Origin of the sequence: Thermosynechococcus sp. M3746_W2019_013, assembly GCF_015296045.1 — a bacterium.
In the GTDB taxonomy this organism is placed as follows: Bacteria; Cyanobacteriota; Cyanobacteriia; order Thermosynechococcales; family Thermosynechococcaceae; genus Thermosynechococcus.
The window spans coordinates 20,604-38,290 of the sequence record NZ_DVDW01000032.1; the positions used below are offsets into that span (position 1 = coordinate 20,604).

17 protein-coding genes are annotated in these 17,687 nt (G+C 54.7%); 9 read left to right on the forward strand and 8 right to left on the reverse strand.

Going from position 1 to position 17,687, the window contains the following annotated elements; all coding sequences use genetic code 11:
* Positions 1–151 precede the first annotated feature (151 nt).
* From IGQ16_RS06185 to IGQ16_RS06200, 4 genes are all read left to right on the forward strand, one after another.
* On the forward strand, positions 152–442 hold the full coding sequence (locus IGQ16_RS06185) for a YggT family protein (RefSeq protein ID WP_024125938.1): 291 nt from the start codon (positions 152–154) through the stop codon (positions 440–442).
* Positions 443–473: 31 nt separating this feature from the next.
* Positions 474–2,387, forward strand: a complete 1,914-nt coding sequence (gene mnmG / locus IGQ16_RS06190) for a tRNA uridine-5-carboxymethylaminomethyl(34) synthesis enzyme MnmG (RefSeq protein ID WP_297040923.1) — start codon at positions 474–476, stop codon at positions 2,385–2,387.
* 6 nt (positions 2,388–2,393) lie between these two features.
* Positions 2,394–3,218 (forward strand): urease accessory protein UreD, encoded by an 825-nt coding sequence (locus IGQ16_RS06195; protein WP_297060639.1) that lies wholly within the window; start codon positions 2,394–2,396, stop codon positions 3,216–3,218.
* Positions 3,219–3,294: 76 nt separating this feature from the next.
* Complete coding sequence (locus IGQ16_RS06200) at positions 3,295–3,549, forward strand: hypothetical protein (RefSeq protein ID WP_051372859.1); 255 nt, start codon at positions 3,295–3,297, stop codon at positions 3,547–3,549.
* A 244-nt stretch (positions 3,550–3,793) separates the two neighbouring features.
* Here the strand turns inward: IGQ16_RS06200 and IGQ16_RS06205 are convergent, their stop codons facing one another.
* From IGQ16_RS06205 to IGQ16_RS06225, 5 genes are all read right to left on the reverse strand, one after another.
* Positions 3,794–6,043: a cation:proton antiporter gene (locus IGQ16_RS06205; RefSeq protein WP_297060640.1), complete on the reverse strand. Its 2,250-nt coding sequence runs from the start codon at positions 6,041–6,043 to the stop codon at positions 3,794–3,796.
* Positions 6,044–6,054: 11 nt separating this feature from the next.
* On the reverse strand, positions 6,055–7,389 hold the full coding sequence (gene opcA, locus IGQ16_RS06210) for a glucose-6-phosphate dehydrogenase assembly protein OpcA (protein WP_024125941.1): 1,335 nt from the start codon (positions 7,387–7,389) through the stop codon (positions 6,055–6,057).
* Positions 7,390–7,456: 67 nt separating this feature from the next.
* Positions 7,457–8,986: a glucose-6-phosphate dehydrogenase gene (zwf, locus tag IGQ16_RS06215; RefSeq protein WP_297060642.1), complete on the reverse strand. Its 1,530-nt coding sequence runs from the start codon at positions 8,984–8,986 to the stop codon at positions 7,457–7,459.
* 3 nt (positions 8,987–8,989) lie between these two features.
* Positions 8,990–10,036: a class 1 fructose-bisphosphatase gene (gene fbp, locus IGQ16_RS06220; RefSeq protein WP_024125943.1), complete on the reverse strand. Its 1,047-nt coding sequence runs from the start codon at positions 10,034–10,036 to the stop codon at positions 8,990–8,992.
* A gap of 77 nt (positions 10,037–10,113) precedes the next feature.
* Positions 10,114–11,124: an isochorismatase gene (locus tag IGQ16_RS06225; protein WP_297060645.1), complete on the reverse strand. Its 1,011-nt coding sequence runs from the start codon at positions 11,122–11,124 to the stop codon at positions 10,114–10,116.
* A 166-nt stretch (positions 11,125–11,290) separates the two neighbouring features.
* Here IGQ16_RS06225 and IGQ16_RS06230 point away from each other — a divergent pair, with 166 nt between their 5' ends.
* From IGQ16_RS06230 to IGQ16_RS06250, 5 genes are read left to right on the forward strand one after another with little or no spacing between them, the layout of a single operon-like run.
* On the forward strand, positions 11,291–11,899 hold the full coding sequence (locus tag IGQ16_RS06230) for a hypothetical protein (RefSeq protein WP_024125945.1): 609 nt from the start codon (positions 11,291–11,293) through the stop codon (positions 11,897–11,899).
* Between the two features lie 48 nt (positions 11,900–11,947).
* Positions 11,948–13,189 (forward strand): hypothetical protein, encoded by a 1,242-nt coding sequence (locus IGQ16_RS06235; RefSeq protein WP_297060646.1) that lies wholly within the window; start codon positions 11,948–11,950, stop codon positions 13,187–13,189.
* 14 nt (positions 13,190–13,203) lie between these two features.
* Complete coding sequence (locus IGQ16_RS06240; RefSeq protein ID WP_024125947.1) at positions 13,204–13,500, forward strand: hypothetical protein; 297 nt, start codon at positions 13,204–13,206, stop codon at positions 13,498–13,500.
* An 8-nt stretch (positions 13,501–13,508) separates the two neighbouring features.
* A complete protein-coding gene (locus IGQ16_RS06245) occupies positions 13,509–14,453 on the forward strand; it encodes a branched-chain amino acid ABC transporter permease (RefSeq protein WP_297060648.1) in 945 nt (314 codons plus the stop codon).
* Between the two features lie 40 nt (positions 14,454–14,493).
* Positions 14,494–14,931, forward strand: coding sequence for an ATP-binding protein (locus IGQ16_RS06250; protein WP_297060650.1), 438 nt, complete (start codon positions 14,494–14,496; stop codon positions 14,929–14,931).
* 2 nt (positions 14,932–14,933) lie between these two features.
* Here IGQ16_RS06250 and IGQ16_RS06255 read toward each other — a convergent pair whose 3' ends face one another.
* The 3 genes from IGQ16_RS06255 to IGQ16_RS06265 are packed head-to-tail and all read right to left on the reverse strand — an operon-like array spanning position 14,934 to position 17,683.
* Positions 14,934–15,761, reverse strand: a complete 828-nt coding sequence (locus IGQ16_RS06255) for an FAD-binding domain-containing protein (protein ID WP_024125950.1) — start codon at positions 15,759–15,761, stop codon at positions 14,934–14,936.
* Positions 15,762–15,765: 4 nt separating this feature from the next.
* Positions 15,766–16,494, reverse strand: a complete 729-nt coding sequence (locus tag IGQ16_RS06260; protein ID WP_024125951.1) for a circadian clock KaiB family protein — start codon at positions 16,492–16,494, stop codon at positions 15,766–15,768.
* Between the two features lie 4 nt (positions 16,495–16,498).
* The gene (locus IGQ16_RS06265) at positions 16,499–17,683 is read right to left on the reverse strand and encodes a type IV pilus twitching motility protein PilT (RefSeq protein ID WP_162147193.1); all 1,185 of its coding nucleotides are present in this window, start codon (positions 17,681–17,683) and stop codon (positions 16,499–16,501) included.
* Between the last annotated feature and the right edge of the window lie 4 nt (positions 17,684–17,687).

A 17,687-nucleotide genomic window follows, 5' to 3' on the forward strand; every position in this document is an offset into this window, starting at 1 on the left:
GCTCCCCTAGGCAGGCGCAGGGCGATAACTTTTGGGAATAAATGCAGAAACTTCTACTTCCTAGTCTAGCGAGGGAAAATGACTGCTGGGGTTAGCTTCTTGATAGCATTGGTAGAATAAGAATGCACTGGAATTTGCAAGGGGAAGACCAATGACTGAGGCAGCTGTATTGCCTATTCTGTTGATGGGGATTGCGAACTTTTTGCAGATCTACTTAATTATTCTGCTGATTCGCGTACTTCTGTCGTGGTTTCCTAATATCAACTGGTACAATTCGCCCTTCTCAATTCTGAGTCAGTTAACAGATCCTTACCTGAATATCTTTCGCGGTCTGATTCCTCCCATCGGGGGTCTTGACTTTTCGCCAATCATTGCCTTCTTCCTCTTGCAGTTTATCGTTCAACTGTTGGCGGGGTTCTCCAGTAGCGCCACGTTCTTTTAAACCACTTTCGGCTCATGAGGGTACAATCGCCATGTCAACGCTGCCTGCGTTTCAGGATGAATTTAATGTCATTGTTGTCGGTGCGGGTCATGCAGGCTGTGAAGCGGCCTTGGCAACGGCGCGGTTGGGCTGTCGTACCCTGTTGCTGACCCTCAACCTCGATAAGATTGCTTGGCAGCCCTGTAATCCTGCGGTGGGTGGTCCTGCAAAATCACAACTGGTGCACGAAGTGGATGCCCTAGGGGGCGAAATTGGGCGTGTCACCGATCGCACCTATCTGCAAAAGCGGCTCTTGAATGCCTCACGGGGGCCAGCGGTCTGGGCATTGCGGGCGCAAACGGATAAGCGCGAATACAGCGCCGTCATGAAACAGGTGCTGGAAAATCAGCCCAACTTGCTCCTGCGCGAGGGCATGGTCACGGATTTAGTCCTCGATGCCCATGACACAGTGATTGGGGTTGAAACCTACTTTGGCGTCGCCTTTCGCTGTCAAGCAGTGGTTCTGACAACGGGAACCTTCCTCGGTGGCCGTATCTGGGTAGGGAACAAATCCATGCCCGCTGGTCGTGCTGGCGAATTTGCCGCCGAGGGACTCTCCCAAACCTTAGCCCGCCTCGGCTTTGAGGTGGATCGTCTGAAAACAGGAACGCCTGCACGGGTCGACCGGCGATCGGTGGACTACAGCAAGATGGAACCCCAACCCCCGGATGAGCAGGTGCGCTGGTTTAGCTTTGATCCCACCGCATGGGTGGAAAGGCCACAAATGAACTGCTACTTGACCCGCACCACCCCTGAAACCCACCGGCTTATCCGTGAGAATCTCCACCTCACTCCTGTGTATGGTGGCTGGGTTGATGCCAAAGGCCCCCGCTACTGCCCCAGCATTGAGGATAAAATTGTCCGCTTTGCCGATAAAGAAAGCCATCAAATTTTCATTGAACCCGAAGGCCGCAATACGCCTGAACTCTACATCCAAGGCTTTTCTACGGGACTTCCAGAACCGCTGCAACTGCAACTGTTGCGCACACTGCCGGGGCTAGAAAACTGCATCATGCTGCGTCCGGCCTATGCGGTGGAGTATGACTACTTGCCGGCAACCCAGTGCTTTCCCACCCTGATGACCAAAAAAATTCAGGGGCTGTTTTGTGCGGGGCAAATCAACGGCACCACCGGCTATGAGGAAGCGGCAGCCCAAGGGATTGTGGCCGGAATTAATGCCGCTCGCTTTGTTCAGGGGAAACCAATGATCACCTTGCCGCGCCAAGGGAGCTACATCGGTACTCTTATTGATGATCTGTGCACGAAGGAACTGCGGGAACCCTACCGCATGCTCACTAGCCGCTCGGAATATCGCTTGGTATTGCGATCGGACAATGCTGACCAGCGGCTTACCCCCTTGGGATACGAGATTGGCTTGGTGAGTGAAGCCCAGTGGCAGGTGTTTCAAGCAAAACAGCAACGCCTTGCGGCTGAGAGCCAACGCTTGCAAACCACGCGCATCAAAGCCCATGAACCCATGGGCGAAGCGATTGTGGTCGCGACGGGTCAAGGGATTAAAGGTGCCATTGCCCTTGCTGAGTTGCTGCGGCGATCGGGGATACACTACGAGCTATTGGATCGCCACGGCCTTGGCAATCCAGACTTGACGCCCCAAGAGAAAGAGGCGGTTGAAATTGCCATTAAGTACGCCGGCTACATTGAGCGACAACAGCGGGAAATTGAGCAGATTGCCCGCCAAGAACAGCGTCCTCTCCCTGCCGATTTGGATTACTTTGCTATCCCCACCCTTTCAATGGAGGCACGGGAAAAACTCAGCGCGATTCGCCCCCTCACCATTGGCCAGGCCAGCCGTATTGGTGGGGTGAATCCAGCGGACATCAATGCCCTTTTGGTCTATCTCCAGATGCAACAGCAGCGACGATCCCTAGTGGCGGTGGGGAGCTAAGACAAAGTGGCTGGCTGGTTAGGCAAGTTGGAGCTGGCCTATGCTTGGCGACAGGGGCAAACGATTCCAGTGCGGTCTTATGCCTCGGCACCCCTGAAGCTACAACGCTCATTTTATCCTGAGGGAAAGCCGATTTGCCACAGTCTGATCCTCCATACGGCGGGGGGCTATGTGGGGGGCGATCGCCTGCACCAAAAGATTACCCTTGAACCCCAGTGCCGTGTCCTGTTGACAACGCCTGCCGCCGCCAAGGTCTACGGTCGTGCCCAAATCCCTGTCGAGCAAACGGTTAACTGCCATGTTGCCGATAATGCTGTTTTAGAATGGCTCCCCCAAGAAACGATTATCTTTGCGGGTGCTCAATTTCACCAACGCCTGCGCATTGATCTTACCCCTCAAGCACAGGTGGGCCTTTGGGAGATGACTCGCTTTGGCCGCACGGCTCGCGGTGAAGTCTTTAATCATGGGTATTGGCGTTCCCATACGGAGGTGTGGCAGGGGGGTGTGCCCCTGTGGATCGATCGCCAGCGGATTGAGGGTACGAAAACGATGCTAACAGCAATGAATGCCTTGCAGGGGTGTCCGCTCATGGGCACATTGGCTTGGGTCGGCAGGGAAGTGAGCAGCGAACAGATACAACGGCTGCGGGATTTAGCAATGGGGATTCAGGGGGAGATGGGTGTCAGTGCCCTGATTCGCGGGGTGGTTTGTCGCTATCGCGGTCACTCAATGGCGGAATTACGGCGGTGGTTTGTGGCGGCTTGGCAGTTGCTCCGGCAGGGGCAAGCTTCTCATCCTTCTGTTTGCTATCCCCGGGTGTGGCCACGATGACCCGCAATCTTCCTCTTTGGGATTACGAGCGGCAACAAAAGCGGCAACAAATTAGAAAAATCAGAAAAATCAGTGCTTGGCTGCGGGAAGAAACGCCCCTCTGCAACAGGTCCTGCAATCCGTCAATGCCACAGTTGAGCGCCATGTCGGTCGGATGTTGTCCCCTGAACACCTAGCGATTCTGCGCAAGGTGGGGGAGCTCGTGCTCGCCAATAGTGATCACGCTTGGCAACACCTGAAACAGCGATTGGGCAGCGGTCAGATTCCAGTCGATCCCTGGCAGCATCTTCAGGATCAACCCCTAATTGTTGAGTTTGCTGCATCCTTCTGAGGAAAACGAACGGGGGGCGATCGCCGGCCTCTTGGCGGATGGTGCCTTTCAGGTCTTTACCGACAACAGGGGGGCGGCGGTGTTGAGTCGTGCATGAGTGACGTTGAACAAGAATTGAGTGGCGAGTGAATCTCCATGCTTGGCATTGCTTTGGGGGTTCTCGAAAGGGGAGAATTTGCCCGCCGAGTGGCAACGACGGCCCGATATGTTGATATGTTAATCAGTTCCGCTGGCTCCTGCGTGCTCACGGTGGCAGCGGCGTTGATCGCGCTTGCAATTGATCGCCAATGCGCCGTAGGGCATCCATAGGGCCAGTGAGGAGGAGGCGATCGCCTGCCATTAAAGGACAATCGCTGCTAGGTTCAGAAAGAAGTGTTCCTTCTCGCCGCAGGGCACGAATCGTCACAGTCTCAGGCAGATGCAGATCCGCAATGGTGCGATGTTTTTCGCCAATCTCTTTGGGCAACATGATCCAAAGAAACAAGGTTTCCCCTTGGGGCACACTGACACGGCCATTGATCAGGGCTTCACAAGCCGCAAACTCCGCTGGCTGACCGACAATCAAGAGGCGATCGCCCCCTTGGAGGCGGGTTTGACCGCTGGGATAATCCACCTCAGTACCATCCGCCCGCACAATCGCCAAGAGCGTCACCCCCGTCAGCTGTCGCAGTTGGATTTCTGCTAAGCTCATGCCGCGAATGGGGGAATCCTCAGGGACACTCAGCCAGCGACTATTCATATCCTGAGCCGCTTGCCGCAGGAGACGGGCGGTTCCCTCCGGTGGAGTATCACCGCGCAAATTGGCGTAATGGCTGTCGCGCACCTGTTGTACCTGCTGTTGAATATGGCGCTCACCCATGCCGAGGCTAAAGAAGAGATGGGCAGCCAACTCTAAGCTGGCTTCAAACTCCGGTTGCACCACCTCCCGTGCCCCCAGTTGATAAAGCAATTCAATGTCGCGATCGCTGTTGGCGCGAACAATCACATCCAGTTCTGGGGCAAACTCGAGGGCGCGCTTGAGACAGAGGCGGGTACTCATACTATCGGGGAGAGCGATCGCCATGCCAAGAGCTTGATCGACCCCTGCTTTGGCCAGAATTGTTCTACTGGCGGCATTGCCATAAATGTAGGGCAGTTGAGCATCGCGTACTTCGTTAATGACCGTTTCACTTTGCTCAATCACCAACACGGGATAATTTTGTTTTTGGAGGAGTTTGACCAGACTCTTGCCGACACGACCATAGCCACAGACAATGACATGGTTTCGCTGGGGCAATCCCGTTAAATCCATGGCCAGGATGTCATCTTCCTTGAAGAGGCGGCGCAGTAGGGGCAGTTCCAATAGCACTGGCACTACCTTTAACAAAAAGGGCGTCACCAGCAAAGTGACTGCGGTGGTGCCCAGGGTGAGCAGGTAAACCTGTTGGGAAACCAACCCCAAACCCCGCCCTGCCGTCAGCAGCACAAAGGAAAATTCGCCAATCTGAGCAAGGCCAATCCCCACCAGCAACGACGTTTTCCATGAGTAGCCAAAGAGCTTAACAATGGGGGTGGTGATCAAGAACTTACCGAGAATAACGAGGCTCACCAATTCAATAATGCGATCCAAGTGCTCCCACAGAAACACTGGGTCAATGAGCATGCCAATCGAGGCAAAAAAGAGCGTTGTAAAGATATCGCGGATCGATTCTACGTAATCGAGGGTTTGATCGGCATACTCCACCTCGGAGATCATCAGACCCGCAATAAAGGCCCCAATCTCAATTGAAAGCCCCAAATACTGGGTCAGCAGCGCAATTCCCAAGCAGAGGGCAACGACGCCTAAAAGGAAAAGCTCACGACTTTCGGTTTTGGCCAGTAGCCGTAGTAGGGGGGGCAGCAACCACATACCAGCAGCGATCGCCCCCACAGCAATCAAGGCAATGGTCAATACTGCTTGCCCGAGGGCGAGTCCCAACTCCTCTGGGGGTTTGTTCAGAGCTGGTAAGACGGCAATCATCAAGCCCACCGCCAAATCCTGCACTACCAAGATGCCCAGCATAATTTGCCCTTGGATCGACTCCAACTCATTGCGATCCATGAGGCTGCGCAGCACCACTGCCGTTGAAGAGAGGGAGAGAACAGCACCGAGGAAAACCCCCTGATTGGGGGAACTCACCCAGCCAACCCCCACGGCAATCAGTGTTGTGACTGCAATTGTAAGGAGAATTTGTAGGGCGCTGCCCCCCAAGCTAACCCCTTGGACCTTCCGAATTTCACCGAGGGAAAAGCTCACCCCTAGGGCAAAGAGCAAAAAGGCCACCCCCAGTTGTGCTAAACCTTCCACCTGAGGCACTTCCCTTAGGAGTCCCAGGCCCGTTGGCCCCACCAGCATACCGGCCAAAAGGTAGCCCAGCAGGATTGGTTGTCGCAGCAAAGCTGCCAACAGACCTCCCACTGCCGCTGCCCCCAGCACCACACTGAGATCAATGACAAGGCGAAAATCTTCCGTCATGGGATCTAATGCTAAGGCATGAGAGCTAGCAGCTGGGAAACAACAGCAAAGCTCTCACTGTAGAGAAAGTCCTGTCCCCAGCGCTGTAGCTCTTGACTTAGAAGGATCTCAGCGGTTTGATCACTCAGGGGTGTGACGTGGTAAGTGCGACACAACTGGGCACTGCCACCCGCTTCCATGCGCATACAGCCACGGGTTTCAGAGCAAATAATTGTACAGCAGTCTGCCTCTAGATTGGTGGAAGTGAGCTTCAAGTCAATGAGATCCCCGAGAACCTGTCCTGGATCCCCTGTTGGTACGCCCGCCAGTTCGGCGCGAATGTAGCGCTGATCAGCACTCACGAGTTCCACCTGGTAGAGGTCATAATCGCCACTTTCATAGACAACGTGTCGGGGCTGCCACTGCAGACGGGAGGCCAACCAGCCAAGGTACATTAAAGCTTGGGCGGGATTACCTTTTTCGTAGTCAATGACCACCTGGTCAATTTCCTGAATGGCCAAGCGGCGTTCGGGGGGATCAAAGGCTTCGGCAGCCAGTTCTTGCCAGGCCCCAAGACGTCGCCAGTTCAAATCCGTGAGGGGGAGGTTTTGTTCGAGTAAAGGAGCGATCGCCCGCAGACCCCGCAGCGGATCGAGAAATTCACTGGAATCCACAATCACGCGGCTAAATTGGGGGGCAAGGGTTTGAAACAACTCAAAGTTATGGAACAAATCCCCCTTCCACCACAAAAAGCGGGGTAACTCTTGAATGATCAGGGATTTCAAGAGGGGTTGGGCCCGCTGAAAAGCTTCATGGGTGCCCTTGAGCGTAATGTATTCACAGCAGACGAGGGAACTGCGTATCTTTTTGTTAATTGGACAATAGGCGGCCACTTGAGCGGTAATTCCTGTATCTTCGCCAAGGGTAGGACACAGGGCAATCACCCGACAGGGATTTTGGCTAGCGATCGCGTCAGCAATACCACTACCGCGCATATCCACCGCATAGCGATCGCTCCGAGGGATTCCCTGAGCATATTCTGCTTGCAAAGCCTGCCGCAATTGGGGCGTGACTCGACCCGTCAAGGGCAAGTTGTGATTCTTTTCAGCAGCACGAATTGCTGACTGCATCCGCGGACCAAGAATGCCATCAATGGGGCCAGTGTAATAGCCCAAGGCCGCTAGCAATTGTTGAGTATCATCCGCCTCATAGACAACTAGGGTAAAGGTGGTTGCCCGTACTGCTGCTGGAGCCGTGCCATCCCCGCCGTGGCTGAGCCAAATTTGCCGCAAACTTTGCTCAATATCATCAAGGGAGACATCCACGGGATCTTGGAGCGCTACGAGGGGAGTTGATTCAGTTGCCATACCTAGGTACCTAATCTGTTAATGGAGTTTGGCCTTGATTCCCATTTCTTCCCATGATGGGCAAAGATTACAGTCGCCGCCAGCGCCGGCCATCGGCATTAATCATCACCTCTGCTGCATCCGGCCCCCAAGTCCCCGCGTCATAGGTGGGTATGGCCTCTGGATCAGTGGGGGCATCCCAAGCCGTTAAAACCGGCATCACCACGCGCCAAGCCGCCTCCACCTCATCTGCCCGCGTAAACAGGGTTTGGTCCCCTAACATGCAGTCCAGTAATAACCGCGCATAAGCATCCGCGGTCGCCATCCCAAAGGAGGAGCCGTAGCTAAAGTCCATTTCCACCGTGCGTGTGCGCAGATCTGCACCGGGCATTTTTGCCTCAAAGCGCAGAGCAATCCCTTCATTGGGTTGAATGCGCATCGTTAGAACATTGGGATTGGTTTGGCGGGCGGCCGACTGGAAAATCAGTAAAGGCACCTCACAAAACTGAATTGAGATTTCTGTGACCTTTTTTGCCAAGCGTTTACCCGTGCGCACATAAAAGGGCACCCCCTGCCACCGCCAGTTATCAATCATGAGTTTTAGGGCCGCATAGGTGGGAGTGGTGGAGGTGGGACTCACGCCCGGCTCCTCACAATAGCCCACAACAGGTTTGCCCTTCATCCAGCCGGCTCGGTATTGGCCGCGGACAGCACAGGCATCGAGATTATCAAGATCCGCTAAACGGGTGGCTTGGAGGACCTTCACCTTTTCGCTGCGCAGACTATCGGCATCGAGGGCATTGGGGGGTTCCATAGCCGTCAGAGCCAGCAACTGGAGAATGTGGTTTTGCACCATGTCCCGCAGGGCACCCGAAGTTTCATAGTAGCCGGCCCGGTCTTCAACCCCGACGGTTTCGGCAACCGTAATCTGCACATGATCCACGTACTGGCGGTTCCAGAGGGGTTCAAAAATGGCATTGGCAAAGCGAAACACCATCAGGTTTTGCACCGTCTCTTTGCCAAGGTAGTGGTCAATGCGGTAAACCTGCTCCTCCTTGCACACCGACTGCACCACCTCATTGAGGGCTTGGGCAGAGGTGAGATCACGGCCAAAAGGCTTTTCAATCACGAGACGATGCTTTTGGGGATCACTCAATAGCCCCGCTGTCCCCAGTTGCTGAATGGCTTCAACGAAAAAGTTCGGCGAGACCGCAAGGTAAAAGACGCGATTGCCGCGAGTTTGGCGTTTTTCATCTAGCTCAGCTAGCAATCTTTTCAGCTGGGCGTAGGCGGCGGGATCATCGATATTGCCAGAGCAATAAAACAGACCTTGGGCAAATTCCTGCCACAGGGGCTCCGCCTGAATGCCGCCACCAAACTCCTCGACCCCTTGGCGGAGGTGCTCGCGAAAATAGTCATCACTCCAGTTGCGACGTGCCACGCCAACAATGGTAAGTTCGGGGGGCAGACGGCGTTCGAGTCTCAGTTGATAAATCGAAGGAATCAGCTTGCGCTGAGTAAGATCGCCACTGGCACCAAAAATCACCAAAATCAGTGGCTCTGGGGTTCGTTCTTGGCGTAGTCCAACCCGCAGGGGATTTTCAAACAAGGTTACCATGGGTTACACCTGTGTCACGGTTGGTTGGGCAGGGGTTTGCTGGATAAAGGATTCTACGAGGGCAACGTTCTCAGGACTGCCAACAATCAGCGGTGTACGCATGTGCAGATGATCGGGCACAACATCCAGAAGCGGTTGGGTACCGGTACTGGCTTTACCCCCTGCTTGTTCCACCAGGAAGGCAATTGGAGCCGCTTCGTAGAGGAGCCGCAACTTACCAGCGGGGTTCTTTTGGGTGCCGGGATAGAGAAAGACGCCCCCCTGCATGAGAATGCGGTGAATATCAGCAACAAGGGCACCACTATAGCGGGCGCTATAGCCGGGCTGACGATGCACATGGCGGACGTAGTTACGAATCGGTTCTTCCCATGCCCAGAAGTTGCCTTCGTTCACACTGTAAATGGCACCACTGGCAGGAATTTGCAGGTTCTCGATCGCCAGAATAAACTCACCGAGGCTGGGGTCAAGGACAAAGACATGGGTACCCTTGCCCAGGGAATAGACCAGCATCGTGCTGGGGCCATAGAGAATATAGCCAGCGGCAATTTGCCTGTGGCCATCTTGCAGGAGATCGGCAGCGGTACCGTCTAGATCGGTACCTTCCTGCTGGCGAATCGCAAAAATCGATCCCACATTGAGGTTGATATCCACATTGGAGGAACCATCGAGGGGATCGTACAGGAGAGTGTAGCGGCCAATGGGACAATTTTCGGGAATGTAGTACGGCTTCTGCATTTCCTCGGAGGCAAGGCGACATACCAAGCCACTCTGCTTGAAGGCGGCAATAAAGACCTCGTTGGCATAGACATCCATTTTTTTGACATCTTCCCCTTGGATATTTACAGCTCCCGTAAAGCCCAACACCCCCTCCATCAGACCCGCTCGACTCAAACGGCGGGCAATGAGCTTGCCAGCAAGGGCAATGCGATTCATCAGGGCACTTAGATCTTGGGCAGCAGCATCAAAGCTTTGGAGTTGCTGGAGAACGTGGCGAGATAGGGTCAAACAATCCCGATCGAGGGCCTGTTCGTGGGCTGCGTAGTCGGTCATTGCCCCTCCCTAGTGAGGATGTCTCTAGCCTCGATCCTAAACCGTCTCTGTTCAGAAGTGGTGAGTCTTTAGATCAACTAAAGATTCCAAGGAACACTGCTGGTGCTGATCCGGTTTATACCGGCAGCGGCAAACTCGGCAAAGGCTGCATTGGCAGCTTCACTAAAGTCCACGACCCCCGGCACCACCACAGGGGACATACAATCCTCAAGGAGGTAGACTCGTTGAGCCAGTTGGGCATCTCGCTGTTGAATTTCCCTGAGCAGGTCGGCCACTGTCCAAGCAACACAGTGACTTTTGGCCTGACCGGCAATGATCAGGCGATCGCCCGCCAGCAGATGCTCAATCAAGGCCCTATTCACCGCCCCGAGGGGACGTCCTTGGGGGTCATGGCTGACCTCTGGACGCAGCACCGAGTAATTTTCCGTCAGGGGATGGCTACCTTTGAGTTCGATGCGGGTTTGCTGCTGTCGCGCCACGGTGTGAAAGAAACAGGCTTCCTCCACAGCAGACACAAGGGCATGACCAATCCCCCCCAGCATCGAGTGGTAGGGCCAAATCGTCAGCGGAAACCTCCCCTTGGCAGCTAACTGTGCCACATAGTGCCGGGCATAGGTCTGAAGACTCGCCAGATCTCCTAGGGGCAATGAAGACAGCAGGTGGGGATTGGGTTGCCAATATCCCTCCTCAACGTCTTGGAGCGTGATGGTGGTTAAAGGTAGTGGATGCTCACCGGCAGGGTTAACCCAAAAGAGGGGATGGAAAATTTGACTTGCAGTGTGGGTATCAAGGGTAACAATGATCTCGCTAATCTGGGCAAGATGGGTGTAAATGAAGCGGCATAGGCGTTGATTATCCGCAACTGCACCAGGGACAAATAGCTCAAACTCTGGTAAGCAAAACGTGTTTTGGACATCAGTGAGCAAGAGAATCGTCCGCTGTGGATCGTCACTCGCGGGCGGAATCTGGTAGTGCTGTGCCCATTGGCGCGCCTGTGCTGCCCGTTCTTGGTAGGGGACACGCCACACCTCAGCGACCTTAGCAGGATTAAAGAAATCAGGAATAGGCAGTGCTGTTGCCGTGGCCATGGCTCCCTCCTATAGGGGGTAGGCGAAGAAATTGTAGTCAAGAATACAAATGTTAATTTTTAATAAACTACCCATCATATCAGCAATTATACGGATGAGCAACCATTGGTAACGTCTATAAAATTTACGATCAAAGTCTAATCTATCTTCCCTAGGAGAACCCATAATGTTGGTGCGCACGCTCAATAGTGTTTTAGAGCAACATATTGCCGGAGTGCCGGGCGTGTTAGCCGTGTTAATTGGCCGCATGACCGATGGGGCAACCATTGCCGAAATTAACTACAGTGGCACTTACTTTGAAAATGCCTCCCTCAGTTCTTTGGGAGCCTATGCCAGCGATCTGCTGCGAGCGAATAACCGCGTGTGTCAAGTGATGGATCCTGCCTCAGAGGCGGACTATTTGCTAGCGGGTTCGGCAGAGGTGCGGCTGGTGATTAAAGCCTTCAGCAAAACTCCCTACTTTGTACTGTTTCTCACGAAGGCGAGCACTAACCTGAAGCTGGTGTTTGAGCGCATTAAGGCTATCTTGGCCGATGGAAAACCCCTGCTGCCGCCGGTACAGGACAACGCTAGCTCGGTTGCCCAACTGCTGCTCAGCTATGCCCGTCGCTATGCTCCGGATCCCCACTTTGTGACGCTGCGGCTGTCGTTGAAAACAGGCTTGCACCGCGAGCGACTGGAAAAAGGCCAATTGGATGAGCGGGAAGTACGCATTCTCTACAAAGCGGTAGCCGATCTCGTGGGTATGGAACGTCTCCCTGTGCCGTCTCCCTAATGCTGTTCTATTTTCTCCAATGAGAAACCCCAGAAAGGATTTGTGCCTATGTTTGAGCGTCTGCGCATTGATCGCCCGCGGAAGCTGGTGGCGTTTTTTAACGAGCCAGTGATTTTCCACTGCCACCACTACAATCTATTTCTTCAACAAACCATTGAGGATCCTGACTGGATTGATGGGGTCAGTATCCTGCGGACCTCAGCCCAAGAGATTTTCTATAGCTTACTTGCCAATGCCTTTAATACGTTGGCAGTGCAAACACCAGCGGAATGCCTTGCCACTGCCGCAGAAATCTTTAGGTTTTTGGGGTTTGGCTGTCTCAACTTTGAGGTAACAGAGAAAGGGGGGCAAGTGGAGTTGACCCACTCCCACTATGCTGAGGCTTGGTTAGGGAAATATGGCGAGCAGGTGAACCGCACAAAACCAATGGATCACTTGGCGGTGGGCTATGTGGCGGCCACTTTAGATGCCACCTTTGCCGAATTGGGCACCTACGTGGCCGAAGAAACCAGTTGTATGGCGGTGACGCGGCAGGATCACTGCCTGATCCAGGTGGCCAAAGCACCGGTGCGCCGTTCCCTAACGCCGAGTCCGCAAATGGGCAAGCTAATTGATCAACCTGTCCTGCTGCCGAAAGGGGAAACCAGCGTGGACTATGATGCGGTGAATGAAGCCCTCTGGGGGCTGCCCCTTGAAGGGGATGGGAATGGCCAAATTCGGGCGTTTAATGTGCTGCTGACGCGGATGCCTGCCAACTACTACAACCGCATTCAGTACCGTTTCCTTGATGAGCTACAAAAGGTTCACCCGGAGCTTTTAGAGGTGGGACAGGCCTTGATTCGTGAATCGGGTCATGTTTGTGTCTTTTACACCTTTGGCAATATCATGGAGTCGGTGGAGTGGGAAACGGTGGTTGGCCCCATGCTGAAGACCGACACCGATTGGATTCACGGCGGCTATGCCGTTGCCAGTAGCTTGGGATGGGGCCGTTGGCAAGCCCTAGAAGTGGTCCGGAACGAATCCTGTCGAGTGGCCATTGATGGTAACTACGAAACCAACTACTTCTTGGCCTCCTATCCCCATGCTGTCCAACCGGCCTGCTATTTTGCCCAAGGGGCGGTCCCTGCAATGATGAACATTGTCTATAACGGCCGCATTCAACAGAAACCCGTCTTGGATGAGGCTTTTTACAATCGTCTCTTTCAGCGGGGCGGTGTCTTTCAGGGGGTGGAGGTGAAGGCACGGGAAAAAGGTGATCCTTGGTGTGAATTTTATGCCCAACGCCTATAGGTTAGTTCTAAGGGATGCCGATTCAACTTTCTAAACGCCGCGAATGTGGCGGCACATGGGTGGTTGATCTGGATTTGGGGCGATCGCCCACCGATGCGGAACTTACGTCCCTTGCCCAACGCTATGGTGGTCGCTGTCGCCAGTTTCAACAGTTGATCTGGTTAGATTTGCCCAGCGGTCGGATTACGGCCTCACTGCGGCTGTCGCGTCTGACGATTCGCCTTGGGGATAAGACCCTAGAAGCAGCCATTATTGCAGACCTGCAGCAGCTTGCTGAGGATGCCGTGGCAGCTTGTGGAATCGATGTTTAGCGCTGGTTATGGCGGGCTGGCTGGGCACATACGATTTCTTGCTGGTTTCGATGACCCTGGGGGCGATGCTGGCACTATCGCTCTATTTGCCCTTAATGAGTGGCCAACTCTCCCTTGCCAGTCCAGCTTTTTATGCCATTGGTGGCTATATTGCTGCTTTGCTTTCCACCCGTGTTTTTACAGGACTGAACCCCTATCCGGTGCCCTTGGTGCTGGGGGAAATGGTTTTGGCGGCTCTTGTCTGTGGTCTGGTGGGATGGGGCTTGGGGGTACCAGTACTGCGGTTACGGGGCATTTATTTTGCCATTGCGACAATCGCTTTTTCTGAGGTGCTGCGGGTGTTGGCACTCAATTTGGAGGTTACCGGGGGGGCGGTCGGTATCTTTGGGATTCCCCAACCCTTTAGTACGCCCTTGGGCTATCTGTGGCTGACGCTGCCCTTGCTGATCATGGTGGCGATCGCCATCGGTCATTTGGAACAGACCCGTGCTGGCAAGGCAATGCAGGCCATTCGTAGCGATGAATTGGTGGCACAGACCTTGGGCATTGATACCACTCACTACAAGGTTTTGGGCTTTGTCTTGGGGGCTATTCTGGCGGGGGTGGCTGGGGTTTTGGCTGCTCATCTCTTGAATACTTGGAATCCCCGTCAGGGCACGTTTGATACCGGGGTGCTGGCACTGACGGCAGTGCTGATAGGGGGCAATCGGACATTCGTGGGGCCGATCGCTGGCGGTATACTCTTTACGGCCTTACCAGAACTCCTACGGAGCCTTGCCGATCAAGCCTATTTGCCACCACCAGTGGCCACTTTTTGCCGCGATGGGCGTCTTATGCTCTATGGCTTGCTGATTATCCTTGGCACGCGGTTTTTTCCGAGGGGCTTGTGCCAGCCTCCCCGCTGGCGATCGCTCTGGAGCATCCTATTGGGTCATCAAACACGGAAAATGTAGCTAGTCTTGACCTCGCCGCTGCTGCGCTACAACTGCACCTATGACCTTTCCCCGCGTGACTGTTTCCCTGACCTTGCCCAGTGACTTGACCCAGCTGGAGGCACTATTGGCATGGTTTAATCAGTACCGCCCGCCCACGCTGCCCCTTGAGGAGTGGTTGAAATTGGAACTGGCGCTTGCAGAGGGGTTTACCAACGCCGTTCGCCATGCCCATCGCGATCGCTCCCCGGAGACGCCGATTCGCATTGATCTGTGCATCGCCGAGACCCACATTGAATTGCGCATTTGGGATCGGGGTGACCCCTTTGACCTGGGGGCAAAGTTGCAAACGCTGCCGCCGCAAATTTCCACTGATGCCGAAGGAGGACGGGGTCTACGCCTTTTGGCAACGATCATGGATGAATTGGCCTATCAAGCCATAGAGGAGGGTGGCAACTGTTTGATTCTGCGCAAAACCGTGAAGCCGACCCCCCAATAACTCTATTCCTTGTGGGGAAAAAGGCGGGCTGCCAATTCCTCGTAGGTGGCATCAAAGGGACAGCGATCGCTCCTTGGGCACTGCCGACAGTATTTGCCATCGCTATAGCGTTCCAGGTTTTGGCGGTTAAAAAAGTAGGGCTTGTGGCTAAAGGTACTGGCCACCCACTGCCATGAGAGGTTATTACTTGCCGGATCGCCATCGAGCAAGTGCTGCAGAAACCAAGCGGCGCCCGCCTGCCAGCGCACCCGACACCAATGCACCACATAGGCAGCCAACCAGAGGCGAACATGGTTGTGCAAGTAGCCGGTTCGTTGCAGGTCGTAACTAAAGGCATCCATACAGGCTAGCCCCGTTGCCGCAGCGATGAGAGCAGGGGGCAATTGCGCTTGATAGTCGGTTGCCTGCCAGCCCGTCTTGTAGGGTTCAATGTCCTGCCACAGGCGATCGCCCCAATGGGCATAGAGGCGCTGCCAATAGTCTCGCCACGCCAATTGTTGCAATAGCGCCTCCGCTTGAGAGGGGTCATCTACCGATTGCCGTACGCGATCACGCACCGCCGCTAAACTGATTACCCCATGGCGCAAATAGGCCGAAAGGCCCGTCACTGCCCCCGTTAAAAAGTTGCGACTTTTGCCATAGCGTAGGGGCTGAATTTTGGCCAAACGCTCTTGGGCTGCTCCTAAGCCACCATAGGTTTCACTAACCGTGTCATCTTCCCCCACGACATCGGCAAACACTTGGCGCAGATAAGGCACATAGGCATCACGGTTTCCCAACCGTCGCTCCACGGCAGCCGCCGCAAGAAGGTCTTTGGCAGAATGAGTCATCGGTCTAAGGGCTGAGCAAGCGTTCCAGGCGATAGCGATTATCCAAGCGTCCCACAAGGCGGCGCACTGGTCGGGGATACACCCGCACCAATGTTGGCGTGGCTTGGACTTGATCCTCCTCCGCCAGATCTGGTTGCTTAGTGACATCCACCACTTTGAGCGTGTAGGGCACCTTAAGGGAGCAACTGAGCAAATCATGGAGGTTTTTGAGGGCAACCTCAGCCGCATGGGTTTCGCCGCGCACATAGAGGCGAAAGATATAGCGATCGGGTTGCGAAGGACGCGGTGCAAAACTGCTCGGGGGCGTGGCTTCCTGCAAATCATAGATCAGTTGGTGGTGCTCCCACAGTTGCGGAAAGCTGCTGCGGTAGGCCTCTAGGGCTTGGGCATCGCAGGGATGCTGCGGATCCTGTATCAACTGCCACGGCAACGTGGGCTGATGAGCAGGGGCAAAGAGGGCATTCAATAGGGGACGATGGGGCCATGCCAAAGGATAAACCTCCGCCGCCACCCGCAGGCAGTGCTGTTCTTCATCAAACCAGTAATCGACGGCCGCCGTATAACAGGGAGAGAGAAAAAGGGGCGGCTCCTCTAAATCCAAGAGTTGTTGCAGGGCTTGACAGAGTGACTGATGCCAATGTCCCTGCTTTGATGGGTCACGGCAAAAGACCACATCCTCCCCCGGTGTAAAGAGCGCCAACCCCTTGTATAGGATAGGCTTGAGGCCAACCATTGCCCTAGATACGTCCCCGCAGAATTTGCGCCATTTCGTTGGGTTTGGGGGAGTTTTCGATGGCGGTTTCTTCGTCAATGCGCCCTGCCTCATAAAGTTCGTAGAGGCACTGGTTCATCGTGCACATACCGTCGTAGGTACACTGAGGAATAATCGCCTCAATTTCCTCCACTTCACCCCGCAAAATGTAGTCCTTGATGGCATCGGTGTTGATCATGATCTCGTGAATGGCCGCCCGCTTGCCATCCGTGGTGCGCACAAGGGCTTGGGCAATCACCGCCACCAGGGATTCCGCCACCTGCATCCGCATCGGCCCTTGTTCATCGGGGTTGTAGAGGTTGAGGATGCGCTCAATCGTTTTCACGGCACTGTTGGTGTGCAGGGTACCAAAGACCAGGTGACCGGTTTGGGCGGCTTTGAGGGCGGTATTCACTGTCTCGCGATCGCGCATCTCGCCAATGAGAATAATGTCGGGGTCTTCCCGCAGGGAGGCCTTGAGGGCATTGTCAAATTTAAGGGTATGGATGCCCACCTCCCGCTGGCGGATGAGGGAACGGCGGCTTTGGTGCACAAACTCAATCGGGTCTTCAATGGAGATAATGTGCTTTTGCATTTCAGTGTTGATGTAGTCCACCATGGCCGCCAGAGTTGTGGACTTCCCAGAACCCGTTGGTCCTGTCACCAGAATCAGACCCTTGTGGTAGTGGCAGAGATCCTTAAAGACGGGCGGCAAATTCAACTGCTCTAGGGTCAGAATCTTCACGGGAATTAGCCGCAGCACCATGGCGGGCCCTTTTAGGGCGACAAAGATGTTGATCCGTACCCGACACAGTCCTTCATACTGGTAGGCGCCGTCGTATTCCAGGTGGGTGCGAAACTGCTCGATTTGTTGGGGGGTGAGCAGTTCATTGAGCCAGTAGTTAAAAGTTTCTTCGTCAGTAACGGGATAGTTAGTAATCTCTAAACGTCCGCGATCGCGAAAGCGTGGCGCTTCGCCAACTCCCACATGAATATCGGAGTAGCCGTGCTCAAAGGCCTCCCGCACCAGTTGCTCCATCGTGGGGCCAGAAATGCGAGCAGCCGGTGTCGGCATCGGTTGGGTTGCCACCACCTGTTGGGGCATTGCCGGCTGCGGCGGCATGGGGCGTGGGGGCATCCCCGGTTGGGCGGGTATGGGACGGGGAGGCATCCCT

Coding starts and splice junctions, on each gene's coding strand:
- IGQ16_RS06225 (WP_297060645.1), bottom strand. CDS start 11,124: ATGGCCACGGCAACAGCACTGCCTATTCCTGATTTCTTTAATCCTGCT.
- IGQ16_RS06250 (WP_297060650.1), top strand. CDS start 14,494: ATGACCTTTCCCCGCGTGACTGTTTCCCTGACCTTGCCCAGTGACTTG.
- fbp (WP_024125943.1), bottom strand. CDS start 10,036: ATGACCGACTACGCAGCCCACGAACAGGCCCTCGATCGGGATTGTTTG.
- IGQ16_RS06245 (WP_297060648.1), top strand. CDS start 13,509: ATGGCGGGCTGGCTGGGCACATACGATTTCTTGCTGGTTTCGATGACC.
- IGQ16_RS06205 (WP_297060640.1), bottom strand. CDS start 6,043: ATGACGGAAGATTTTCGCCTTGTCATTGATCTCAGTGTGGTGCTGGGG.
- IGQ16_RS06265 (WP_162147193.1), bottom strand. CDS start 17,683: ATGCCTCCCCGTCCCATACCCGCCCAACCGGGGATGCCCCCACGCCCC.
- IGQ16_RS06230 (WP_024125945.1), top strand. CDS start 11,291: ATGTTGGTGCGCACGCTCAATAGTGTTTTAGAGCAACATATTGCCGGA.
- IGQ16_RS06260 (WP_024125951.1), bottom strand. CDS start 16,494: ATGGTTGGCCTCAAGCCTATCCTATACAAGGGGTTGGCGCTCTTTACA.
- IGQ16_RS06255 (WP_024125950.1), bottom strand. CDS start 15,761: ATGACTCATTCTGCCAAAGACCTTCTTGCGGCGGCTGCCGTGGAGCGA.
- IGQ16_RS06235 (WP_297060646.1), top strand. CDS start 11,948: ATGTTTGAGCGTCTGCGCATTGATCGCCCGCGGAAGCTGGTGGCGTTT.
- zwf (WP_297060642.1), bottom strand. CDS start 8,986: ATGGTAACCTTGTTTGAAAATCCCCTGCGGGTTGGACTACGCCAAGAA.
- IGQ16_RS06240 (WP_024125947.1), top strand. CDS start 13,204: ATGCCGATTCAACTTTCTAAACGCCGCGAATGTGGCGGCACATGGGTG.
- opcA (WP_024125941.1), bottom strand. CDS start 7,389: ATGGCAACTGAATCAACTCCCCTCGTAGCGCTCCAAGATCCCGTGGAT.
- mnmG (WP_297040923.1), top strand. CDS start 474: ATGTCAACGCTGCCTGCGTTTCAGGATGAATTTAATGTCATTGTTGTC.
- IGQ16_RS06185 (WP_024125938.1), top strand. CDS start 152: ATGACTGAGGCAGCTGTATTGCCTATTCTGTTGATGGGGATTGCGAAC.